At 70.2% G+C, this 11,228-nt stretch carries 10 protein-coding genes; 5 read left to right on the top strand and 5 right to left on the bottom strand.

All coding sequences use genetic code 11. The features are described 5' to 3' along the window. Positions 1–654 precede the first annotated feature (654 nt). The gene (locus tag ETD86_RS32600) at positions 655–1,101 is read left to right on the top strand and encodes an SAV_6107 family HEPN domain-containing protein (protein ID WP_138670496.1); all 447 of its coding nucleotides are present in this window, start codon (positions 655–657) and stop codon (positions 1,099–1,101) included. 706 nt (positions 1,102–1,807) lie between these two features. Here the strand turns inward: ETD86_RS32600 and bldD are convergent. From bldD to ETD86_RS32575, 5 genes are all read right to left on the bottom strand, one after another. Next, positions 1,808–2,302, bottom strand: coding sequence for a transcriptional regulator BldD (bldD, locus tag ETD86_RS32595; RefSeq protein ID WP_026214021.1), 495 nt, complete (start codon positions 2,300–2,302; stop codon positions 1,808–1,810). Between the two features lie 300 nt (positions 2,303–2,602). After that, positions 2,603–3,469 carry a universal stress protein gene (locus ETD86_RS32590; protein WP_138670495.1) on the bottom strand — a complete coding sequence of 289 codons (867 nt, stop codon included), beginning with the start codon at positions 3,467–3,469 and terminating at the stop codon, positions 2,603–2,605. Continuing rightward, positions 3,466–4,890, bottom strand: a complete 1,425-nt coding sequence (locus ETD86_RS32585) for an amino acid permease (protein WP_138670494.1) — start codon at positions 4,888–4,890, stop codon at positions 3,466–3,468. The genes ETD86_RS32590 and ETD86_RS32585 overlap by 4 nt, the downstream gene beginning before the upstream one ends. Positions 4,891–4,900: 10 nt before the next feature. Beyond that, entirely contained in the window at positions 4,901–5,836 is a 936-nt protein-coding gene (gene arcC, locus ETD86_RS32580) for a carbamate kinase (protein ID WP_138670493.1), read from the bottom strand. A gap of 2 nt (positions 5,837–5,838) precedes the next feature. After that, positions 5,839–7,083, bottom strand: a complete 1,245-nt coding sequence (locus tag ETD86_RS32575) for an arginine deiminase (protein ID WP_138670492.1) — start codon at positions 7,081–7,083, stop codon at positions 5,839–5,841. 160 nt (positions 7,084–7,243) lie between these two features. Here ETD86_RS32575 and pyrR point away from each other — a divergent pair, with 160 nt between their 5' ends. Genes pyrR through carA form a run of 4 tightly spaced genes read left to right on the top strand, consistent with a single transcriptional unit; the run spans position 7,244 to position 11,227 of the window. Beyond that, positions 7,244–7,789: a bifunctional pyr operon transcriptional regulator/uracil phosphoribosyltransferase PyrR gene (gene pyrR, locus ETD86_RS32570; RefSeq protein WP_138670491.1), complete on the top strand. Its 546-nt coding sequence runs from the start codon at positions 7,244–7,246 to the stop codon at positions 7,787–7,789. Continuing rightward, positions 7,786–8,703, top strand: coding sequence for an aspartate carbamoyltransferase catalytic subunit (locus tag ETD86_RS32565; RefSeq protein WP_138670490.1), 918 nt, complete (start codon positions 7,786–7,788; stop codon positions 8,701–8,703). Before pyrR ends, ETD86_RS32565 begins: the two co-directional genes overlap by 4 nt. Further along, on the top strand, positions 8,703–10,082 hold the full coding sequence (locus ETD86_RS32560; RefSeq protein WP_138670489.1) for a dihydroorotase: 1,380 nt from the start codon (positions 8,703–8,705) through the stop codon (positions 10,080–10,082). Before ETD86_RS32565 ends, ETD86_RS32560 begins: the two co-directional genes overlap by 1 nt. After that, positions 10,079–11,227, top strand: a complete 1,149-nt coding sequence (gene carA, locus ETD86_RS32555) for a glutamine-hydrolyzing carbamoyl-phosphate synthase small subunit (protein WP_138670488.1) — start codon at positions 10,079–10,081, stop codon at positions 11,225–11,227. Before ETD86_RS32560 ends, carA begins: the two co-directional genes overlap by 4 nt. The last annotated feature ends 1 nt before the right edge of the window (position 11,228 follow it).

Genomic DNA, 11,228 nt, shown 5'->3' with positions numbered 1-11,228 from the left:
CTCTGGCGCTGCTTGAGCCCCGCTCTGGTCCTGCCCGAGCCCGGCGTCTCGTTCCGGCGCTGCCTGCGCGCCCTGGCGTCTCGTTCCGGCGCTGCCCGCGCCCGCCCGCCGCGACACCTTGGTCGTGCAGCCGTCCGAATTCTCGCGGCGCTCCAGCCATCGTGAGCGGCCGGTCTGCGTGTGGCTCTGGCCTGCTTGGACAGCCGGCCTTCGTGGCGTGCCCTGGCTCGTGTGAGCCACCCGGCGTGCCCGTGGCCGTCTCCCCTTCGTGATCGGCCTGGACCCGAGGGTTGGCAGGGTTCCTGGGTGTCAGGCGTTCCGTTCATGGTCATCGAACCTATGTTCGTGGAATAGTTGACACTGGCGGTGATCGAAATTATGTTCGACCTAGTGACGGTGAGGCTCGCGGCTCAACGTCACCTGGACCTGGTCGCGGGCCGTTCGCTTCCCCAAGTGAGCCCCGCGGCCAGGCTCCGAGGGCGAAGGGCATGTCCTCGTCGTCGGCGGAGACGAGTGGGCGTGTCCTGGCCGGACGGGGAGAGGGGAAGCTCCTCGTCCGGCCAGCCCGGCGGAAATGTCGGTGGCGTCTGCAAGTGTTGGCTCCACCGGCGGAGACGCCGGCCGCCGCCCACGACTCCAAAGGAGGCGCGCAAGATGGCACCACGGCCTAGAGACACACCCGGGCCCCGGCTGTCGCCTGCGGTTCGGGCACACCTGACCGACGCACGTTCCTGCCTGGCGGAGGCGACCAGCGCTCGCACCCCGGCATCCCGATATGTGGCCGCGCACCTGGCGGCCCTTCGAGCGGCGGCGGCGATCCTGGCTGCCCGCCCCCGTCCCATGGAGGGCCGCAGGCGCAGGCTGCGCAGCGCATGGGAGCTGTTGCCCGAGGCCGAGCCGCACCTGGCCGAGTGGGCTGCGTACTTCTCGGTGAGCGCCGCCAAGCGTGCCGCGGCGGAGGCGGGCATGGTCAGCAGGATCAGCGCGGCCGACGCCGAGGAGATCATGGCCGAGGCGGAGACCTTCGTCTCCACGGTCGAAGAGCTGCTCGGCGTCCCCGTCCAGCCTCAACTGCCGATTGACGTGCCACTCGCCGGTTGACTGACCAACCCGCCCCACCCCGACGACAACACGTGGTCGACCGGCACAGCGTGAGTCGTTGATGAGCGCGTCGTAGGCGCGGAGCCGGCATCTGGCTGGTCGGCGCGTACCTCCGGCCGCTGAGGGTGGGCTTCCAGGCGGCCTGCTGGCGGTAGGGCCGTCCGGGCGCACCGTCGGCCCGCCCCGCGCGGGCTTGTGGCCGCAGGCCAGCTGGACGCGGCTCAGCCCCTGGCGCGGGCTCGTGGCGCGGGCCGAGATGTGGCTCAGGCCCGATGGGTGTGGCGCATGCCAGCCGGCGGCTGGCGCTTGGCTGACGGTGCAGAGCGGACGAGGACTGGCTCCTGCACACCGGCCCGATCGGCACGGAGTGGGCCGTCGACGTGGATCTCACGAGCACAGGACGGGCCTTGCCTGCCGGCCGATCAGCGGGTGGGCAACCGGGCCGGCTTACGTGAGCCGGCTGTCGGCCCGATCGGCGAGTGGGCAACCACTGGACCGGCTTACGTGTGCCGACCGGTGCCCAGTGGGAGGCCGTCGGCCGTTGAAGCCGGCCAGAGATCGTTGCCGCCCGGACATGACGAAGGAGCCCGCCGGCGCGTGGCGGACTCCTTCGTGCCGAGTGACCGGCCTGAGAGCCGGAATGGTCAGGCGGGGATCCCGGCAGGCCGGGGAGCCTCGCTGGTCAGGCCGTGTCGTCAGGGTGGCGTCAGAACGACTCGACGGCCCGGCGGGCCTCGGCGTCGAGGACGCCCCAGCTGATGAGCTCCTCGGTCAGCTCGCTGGGCGACTTGTCGTAGATCACGGCCAGGGAGCGCAGGTCCTCCTGGCGGATGGACAGGACCTTGCCGTTGTAGTCGCCACGCTGGCTCTGGATCGTGGCGGCGTACCTGGCAAGGGCCCCGGCCTTCTCCTTGGGCAGCGTCGCGAGCCGCTCCAGGTCGATCACAAGCTTGGGGGTCGGCCCGAGCGGGCTCGGGGCGGCGCCGCCCGGTAGCAGCTCGGATACGGGCACCCCGTAGAAATCGGCAAGCTCGGCAAGCTTCTGCACCGTGACCGCTCGGTCGCCACGCTCATAGGAGCCCACGACTACGGCTTTCCACCTGCCACGCGACTTCTCCTCGACTCCATGCAGGGACAGGCCCTGCTGGGTGCGGATGGCGCGGAGTCGTGCACCCAGCGACTTTGCGTACTCAGACGGCATCGTGTGGCCCCCCGGCTCTCGTATGTATAGCTCTCAGTAGATTGTGCTCCCTTGCGACGAATGCCCTAACCACCGGGGGTACGGTGCGAGGTTCGGCACCATCGGTAGCCATGGCTCTGGGTTTACCCCGGATCGCCGCGAGGTGTGGTTACGCACAGTGACGGTAAAGGGGTGGACGCCGAAGGTCAAGCTGATTGGAAAAAAGATGCCGAATCCGGTCCGGCATGGAACGCCACATACGCCCCTCATGTCCCACTGGTAACGCTACTTCGTCATAGTTTGCCGAGCCGGACCGCCGAGTCAGGACTGGCGGGTGAGAATCATGACAGGGCACGTCGAGGCCCGTACGATCTTGAGCGAGGTGTCCCCGAGGAACACCCGCCTGAGCGGCCCGGTGTCGCTCGAAGCGCAGATGATCATCTCGCCGGGGAGCCACGAGGTCGTGCCGAGCGCCTGGGCGACGTTGCGGCCCTCGAGCAGCTCGACCTCCACCTTCAGCCGCTTCGAGTGGTCCTGTGCCGCCGCGCGCAGGTCCGCCGCGGCCTGCTCGCGCAGGCGTACGAGCATCTCTTCCTCGATCTTGGCGCGCCTGGTCTTCCTGATGACCAGCGTGACCAGCCGCAGCGGGAGGCCGAGCCGCACGGCCACGGCGGCGGCGTCCTTGAGCGCCACGTCGCATCCGGGGCCGCGCCGGTAGGCGACGGTGAGGCGGTCGAAGGCGGCGGGCGGCTTGTCGCCGTAGCCGCGCGGGGCGAGCAGGACGGGAACGGAGGAGGAGTGCAGGAGCTGGTCGGCGGTGCTGCCGACGGCGATGCGGCCCCGGCCGCCGCCGGAGGCGGAGCCGATCACCACGACGTCCGCGTCGCGCTTGCGTGCCAGCTCGACCAGCCCGCGCCCGCTGCCCCGGTGCGTGTGGATCCAGTAGTCGGCGTCCGGGCCGGCCAGCTCCCGCGCCTGCGTGAGCGTCGCCTCGGCCTGCTCCTTGAGGTAGGCCCGCCACTCGCTCTGCTCGGCCCGCGCGGGCCCGGGCGTGGACCGGGCGGGCGGCTGGACGATCGCCACCGTCAGGTGCGCGTGGGCCTGCCCCGTGAGCAGCGTGGCCAGCGCGAGGCCGTCCCTGCCTCGCGTCTCAGGGATGTAGCCGGCCAGCACGTTGTCGAGCTTCATCCAGGCACCTCGGCATTCAGCCGGGAATGGCCATAGCCATACAGGAAGTAGCAGACCAGGCCCACCAGCATCCAGAGTCCGAACGCCAGCCAGGTGACCCCCGCCAGCCCCGCCATCACGAGCACGCAGAACACCGCCCCCAGCACCGGCGTGACGGGGAAGAGCGGGACGCGGAAGCTGCGCGGCAGCTCGGGGCTGCGATAGCGCAGGACGAGCACGCCGACGTTCACGATGGCGAAGGCGAACAACGTGCCGATGCTGGTCGCCTCGGCCAGCTGCCCGAGCGGCACCAGCCCGGCCAGCACCGAGATGAACGCGGCGACGATGAGCGTGTTGGCGATCGGAACCTGGCGGCGCGGGTTGACCCGCTGGAACACACGCGGGATGAGCCCGTCGCGGGACATCGCGAACAGGATGCGCGTCTGCCCGAAGATGACGGTGAGCACGACGCTGGCGATGGCGATGACCGCGCCGAACGAGACGATCAGGCCCGGCCAGGTGGCGCCGGTGGCCAGGTCCGCGATGTACGACAGGCTCGCCTCGGTGGTCTCCGGGTCGAACTGCGTCCACGGCATCGCGCCCACGGCCGCCACCGTGACGAGCACGTAGATGGCGGTCACGATGGCCAGCGAGAGCATGATCGCCAGGGGCAGGTCCCGTTTGGGATTCTTCGCCTCCTCGCCGGCGGTGGAGGCCGCGTCGAAGCCGATGTACGAGAAGAACACCTGCGACGCCGCCGCCGTGATCCCGGCCACCCCCATGGGCGCGAACGGCGCGAAGTTCCCCGTCCGGAAGGCCGTGAACGCCACCGCGCAGAAGAACAGCAGCACCACGACCTTGATCAACACGAAGATCGCGTTGGCTATGGCGCTCTCCGAGGCGCCGTACAGCAGTAGCCAGGTGGCCAGCAGCACGATGAGGATCGCCGTGACGTTGACCACGCCGCCTTCCTGGCCGGGGGAACGGGTGATCGCCTCCGGCAGCGTGAAGCCGAACAACGACCGCAGGAACGAGTTGAGGTATTCGCCCCAGCCCACGGAGACGGCCGCCACGGACACGGCGTACTCCAGCATGAGGCACCAGCCGCAGATCCACGCCACGAGCTCGCCCAGCGTCGCGTACGCGTAGGAGTAGGACGAGCCGGACACCGGGATCGTCCCGGCCAGCTCGGCGTACGACAGCGCGGAGAACAACGCCGTGATCGCCGCCAGCACGAACGACAGCACCACCGCGGGCCCCGCCTTGGGCACCGCCTGCCCCAGGATGACGAAGATCCCGGTGCCGAGCGTGGCGCCCACGCTGAACAACGTCAGCTGCCACAGGGACATCGTGCGCCGCAGCTCGCCACCCTCACCGTGGCCGCCTTCGGCCACGATGCGCTCGGTGGGCTTGATGCGCAGGAGCCGCTGGGCCAGTGTCACCAGACACCCCCTACAACGTGCTCGTCAGCGGCCACCTGCCGTTGGGTGTCACGATCGTTCCCGCTGAGCCGCTGAGTATGCGCTCGGCCTCGTCCAGCCTTCCGATCGCGGCCATGTCGCCGGTCGTCTCCACGAACCTGCACGCCGCCTCCACCTTCGGCCCCATCGATCCCGCCGGGAACTCCAGCGCCCGCAACTCGTGCGGCGTCGTGTGGGCGATCTCACTCTCGTGCGGCGTGCCGAAACCGCGCAGCACCCGCGGCACGTCGGTCAGGCTGAGGAACGCGTCGCACTCCAGCGCCTCGGCCAGCACCGACGCGGTCAGGTCCTTGTCCACGACCGCCTCCACGCCGGTCAGCCGGCCGCGCTCGTCGCGGACCACGGGGATGCCGCCGCCGCCCGCGCAGATCACGATCACGCCCTCGCGGATGAGCTTGCGGATCAGCCGGGTCTCCACGATGCGGCGTGGCGCGGGGGAGGGCACCACCCGCCGCCATTGCCGGCCGTCCTGCTTGACCGTCCAGCCGTGCTCGGCGGCCAGCTTCTCCGCCTCCTCCCGGTCGTAGACGGGGCCGACGAACTTGGCGGGGTTCTCGAAGGCCGGGTCCACGGCGGTCACCAGGGTCTGCGTGACCACGGCGAGCACCGGCCGGCCCGGCAGGGCGTTCTGCATCGCCTGCTGCATCCAGTAGCCGATCATGCCCTGCGTCTGCGCGCCGAGCGTGTCGAACGGGTAGGGCCCGGACAGGTTCGGGTCGGCGGCGCTCTGCAGCGCCAGCAGGCCCACCTGGGGGCCGTTCCCGTGGGTGATGACCAGCTCGTGCTCGCCCGCCAGCCGGGCGAGCGTCCTGACGGCCGCGCGTACGTTGGCGATCTGCACGGCGGCGTCCGGCTGCTGGCCCCGCCTGAGCACCGCGTTGCCGCCCAGCGCGACGATGACCCGCATCCTCAGATCCCGTCCCGCTCGAGCGGGCAGCTCATGCAGCGTGGCCCGCCGCGGCCCCGGCCGAGCTCGCTGCCCCTGATCGTGATGACCTCGATGCCGTTGTCGCGCAGGTAGTTGTTCGTGGTGGTGTTGCGCTCGTAGGCGACGACCACGCCGGGCTCCAGCGCCAGCCCATTGCAGCCGTCGTCCCATTGCTCCCGCGCCGCGGCCCGTACGTCCTGCGTCGGGGTGAGGACCGTGATGTCGGCCATGTCGAGGGCGTGCGCGATGGCCTTGTGCATGTCCTGCGGCGGGTGGTCGGTGAACGTGAGCTCCTTGTGGGTGCCGCCCGGCTCGATCGTGTACGCCGGCAGCATGCCCAGGCCCGCGTACTTCGTGAACACGCCCACGTCCAGCATCGTCATCACCGTGTCCAGATGCATGAACGCCCGCGCCTTCGGCATGTCCAGCGCCACGATCTTGCGGGCGGAGCCGGCCTGGAACAACCGCTGCGCGAACATCTCGACCGCCTGCGGCTGGGTGCGCTCGCTGATCCCGATGAGCACCGTGCCGCGCCCGATGACGAGCACGTCGCCGCCCTCGATGGTCGCCGGGGCCACGTGATGGCCCGGCAGCCAGCAGTGGTAGCCGCCGTGGTCCGGCCGGTTGAACCCGGGAGCGAACATCGGGTGATACATGTAGACGGCCTCCATGTTGACCGTCTCCCGCATGCGGGCCTTCTTCTTCATCGCGTTGATCGACACGCCGTCGTACACCCAGCAGGAGGTGTCGCGCGTGAACAGGTGGTTGGGCAGCGGCGGCAGGATGAAGTCGTCGTCCCCCAACGTGTGAAATGTCACAGATTGCGGATCGCAGCCGAGCTCCACCAGCTCCCGCTTGGTGATGCCGCCGGTCAGGTAGAGCTGCAGGGTGGCGGCGTCCATGGCGTCGAGCGTGTTGCGGACGTCGTCGATCGCCACCGGGCCCAGCCACCGTTCGTCGACGACCGCGTCGAGGATGTGCTTGCGGGCCTCGGGAATGTCGACCGTCTCCCGCAGCAGGACGTCCAGCAGGTGGACCGTGACGCCCCGCTCGCGCAGCACCTGCTGGAACTCCTCGTGCTCCTCCATCGCGCGCTGCACCCACAGCACGTCGTCGAACAGGAACGAGTCCTTGTTCGCCGGGGTCAGCCGCTTGAGCGCCAGATCGGGCCTGTGCAGGAGGACCTGCCGCAGCCGCCCTACCTCCGAGTCGACGTGGAATGTCATCCTTGCGGTATCCCCCGCGAAGGGCCGGATGTCACGCGCGACGTTCACTCCGGCACGGGAGGGCACACACGTTGTGGCTGGTAGCCCCTGGTACTGTGTGTCCCGACCAACACCCTTTTAAGACCCGTCCCGTGAGGCGGGAAAGGTGGTGAGCTTCGCCATGTCTGATTCCAGGGCAGTCCTGGAAGCCCCGGACGTCCACCGGGCGCTGACCCGCATCGCGCACGAGATCCTCGAACGCACCAAGGGCGCCGGCGACGTCGTCCTCCTCGGCATCCCCACCCGCGGCGCCACGCTGGCCCGCCGGCTCGGTGACCGCATCGAGCAGTTCGAAGGCGTCAAGATCCCCGTCGGCTCGGTCGACATCACGATGTACCGCGACGACCTGCGGCTCAAGCCGGCCCGGCCGCTCGGCCGCACCGAGCTTCCGTCCGACGGCATCGACGGCAAGGTCGTCGTCCTCGTCGACGACGTCCTCTACTCCGGCCGCACCGTGCGGGCCGCGCTCGACGCGCTCAACGACCTCGGCCGCCCCACCGCCGTCCAGCTCGCCACGCTGGTCGACCGCGGCCACCGCGAGCTGCCCATCCGCGCCGACTACGTCGGCAAGAACCTCCCCACGGCCAAGAGCGAGAAGGTCAAGGTCTATCTCCAGGAGATCGACGGGCGCGACGCCGTGCTGCTCATGAAGGAGGACGCCAGGTGAACCGGCATCTGATCTCCGCGGGCGACCTCACCAAGGACGACGCGCTGCTCATCCTCGACACCGCCGAGGAGCTGGCGAGGGTCACGGAACGTTCCATCAAGAAACTGCCGACGCTGCGCGGCCGCACCGTGGTCAACCTGTTCTTCGAGGACTCCACGCGGACGCGCATCTCGTTCGAGGCGGCGGCCAAGCGGCTGTCCGCAGACGTGATCAACTTCTCGGCCAAGGGGTCGAGCGTGTCCAAGGGCGAGTCCCTCAAGGACACCGCGCTCACCCTCGAGGCCATGGGCGCCGACGCGGTCGTCATCCGCCACAGCGCCTCCGGGGCGCCGCACCGCCTGGCCAACTGGGTGCGCGGCAGCGTGGTCAACGCCGGCGACGGCACCCACGAGCACCCCACGCAGGCGCTGCTCGACGCCTTCTCCATGCGCCGCCGCCTGGGCGGGCTCGAAGGGCGCAAGGTCACGATCGTCGGCGACGTCCTGCACAGCCGGGTCGCCCGCTCCAACGTGCTGCTGCTCAACACGCTCGGCGCCGAGGTCACGCTGGTGGCCCCGCCGACGCTGCTGCCGGTCTCCGTGGGGACCTGGCCGTGTGAGGTGTCGTACGACCTCGACGCGGTGCTGCCCAAGTCGGACGTGGTGATGATGTTGCGCGTGCAGAAGGAGCGGATGAACGCCGCTTACTTCCCTTCCGAGCGCGAATACTCGCGGCGCTACGGGCTGGACCGGGACCGGTTCGCCAAGATGCCGGACGAGGCGATCGTCATGCACCCCGGGCCGATGAACCGGGGCATGGAGATCGCCGCCGAGGTGGCCGACTCGGCGCGGTCCACGATCGTGGAGCAGGTCGCCAACGGCGTGACCATCCGCATGGCCGTCCTGTACCTGCTGCTCGGGGGAGAGAGCGCCTGATGACTATCATTCGCAACGTCAGGATTCTGGGCGGGGAGCTCGCCGACATCCGGGTCGCTCATGGGGTGATCACGGCGATCACGCCCACCGGCCCCCAGGCGGACGTGATCAGTGGTGGCCGTCCTTCGGGACAAGAGGGCGCCGGTGGCGCCGGGCCCGGTGGCGTCGTGGGCGGCGCGGACGGGGACGGTCTCGTGGTCGACGGCAAGGGCGCGATCGCGCTGCCGGGGCTGGTGGACCTGCACACGCACCTGCGGGAGCCCGGGCGTGAGGACGCCGAGACCGTGCAGACAGGGACGCAGTCGGCGGCCCGCGGCGGCTTCACCGCCGTGCATGCCATGGCCAACACCTCGCCCGTCGCCGACACCGCCGGGGTCGTGGAGCAGGTGTGGCGGCTGGGCCGGGAGTTCGGGCATTGTGACGTGCATCCGGTCGGGGCCGTCACCGTCGGGCTGGGGGGCAGGCACCTGGCCGAGCTGGGCGCGATGGCCGACTCGGCCGCCCGCGTGCGGGTCTTCTCCGACGATGGCAAGTGCGTGGACGACGCGGTGCTGATGCGCCGCGCCCTGGAGTACGTCAAGGCGTTCGACGGCGTCGTCGCCCAGCACGCCCAGGAGCCCAGGCTGACCGAGGGCGCCCAGATGAACGAGGGCGTCGTCTCCGGCAGGCTCGGCCTGACCGGCTGGCCCGCGGTCGCCGAGGAGGCGATCATCGCCCGCGACTGCCTGCTGGCCGCACACGTCGGCTCCCGGCTGCACGTCTGCCACCTGTCCACCGCCGGCTCGGTCGAGATCATCCGCTGGGCCAAGTCCAAGGGCTGGAACGTCACCGCCGAGGTCACCCCGCACCACCTGCTGCTCACCGACGACCTGGTCGAGGAGTCTCCGGTGGGCGCGTACAACCCGATCTACAAGGTCAACCCGCCGCTGCGCACCCGCGCGGACGTCGAGGCGCTGCGGGCCGCGCTGGCCGACGGCACGATCGACGTCGTCGCCACCGACCACGCGCCCCACCCGGTCGAGGACAAGGAGACCGAGTGGTCGGCCGCGGCCATGGGCATGGTAGGCCTGGAGACCGCGCTCAGTGTGGTCCAGGAGGCCATGGTCGAGACCGGGCTGCTGGACTGGGCGAGCGTCGCCCAGCGTATGTCCGTCACGCCCGCGCGTATCGGCCGGCTGGCCGGGCAGGGGCAGCCGCTGGAGGTCGGGGCTCCGGCCAACATCACGCTGTACGACCCGTCCGTACGCACCGAGGTGGACCCCTCCGCCTTCGTGTCGAAGAGCAGGAACACCCCATACGAGGGGATGACGTTGCCTGGCAGGGTGGTGGCGACGTTCCTGCGCGGCAGGCCGACCGTACTCGAAGGGAAGCTGGTTTGAACACAGCGGTGCTCGTCCTGGAAGACGGCCGCGTCTTCCACGGATCTCCATACGGCGCCGAAGGCGAGACGTTCGGCGAAATGGTCTTCAACACCGGCATGACCGGCTACCAGGAGACCCTCACCGACCCCTCCTACCATCGGCAGATCGTCGCCATGACGGCGCCGCACATCGGCAACACGGGCGTCAACGACGAGGACCCCGAGTCCCGGCGGGTCTGGGTGGCCGGCTACGTCGTGCGGGAGCCGTCCAGGATCGTCTCCAACTGGCGGGCCGACCGCTCGCTGGACGACTACCTCAAGGAGCAGGGCGTCGTCGGGATCGCCATCTCCGGCACCCGCGCGCTCACCCGCCACCTGCGCGAGCGCGGCGCCATGCGCGCCGGGATCTTCACCTCGCCCGCGGAGCCGGTCGAGGAGCTCGTCGAGCGGGTGCGGCAGTCGCCCCGCATGGAGGGCGCCGCGCTGTCGGGCGAGGTGGCCACCACCGAGCCGTACGTCGTCCCGGCGATCGGGGCGAAGAAGTTCACCGTCGCCGCCGTGGACCTGGGCATCAAGGGCATGACGCCGCACCGGATGGCCGAGCGCGGCTGCGAGGTGCACGTGCTGCCGGCGGACGCCACGTTCGAGCAGATCATGGCGGTCGAGCCGGACGGGGTGTTCCTGTCCAACGGGCCAGGCGACCCGGCCACCGTGGACGTCACCGTCCTGCGGAAGGTCCTGGAGGCAAGGGTGCCGTTCTTCGGGATCTGCTTCGGCAACCAGATCTTCGGCAGGGCCCTGGGACTGTCGACCTACAAGCTGCGCTACGGGCACCGCGGCGTCAACCAGCCGGTGCAGGACGTGCGGACCGGGAAGGTGGAGATCTCGGCCCACAACCACGGGTTCGCGGTGGACGCGCCGCTCGACGGGCCGTTCGACACCCCGTACGGGCCGGCCGAGGTGAGCCACGTCAACCTCAACGACCGCTGCGTGGAGGGGCTGCGCCTGCTCGACGGGCGGGCCTTCAGCGTCCAATACCACCCCGAGGCCGCGGCCGGGCCGCACGACGCCGCCTACCTTTTCGACGAGTTCTGCTCGGTGATGGCGTCCGTGCAGCACGACGTCGCACAGCGTCCGATTTCGACGAGTTCTGCGAGGTCATGAG

The organism is Nonomuraea turkmeniaca (assembly GCF_005889735.1).
Taxonomy (GTDB): Bacteria; Actinomycetota; Actinomycetes; order Streptosporangiales; family Streptosporangiaceae; genus Nonomuraea; species Nonomuraea turkmeniaca.
This window is presented reverse-complemented; position numbering and strand designations above follow the sequence as displayed.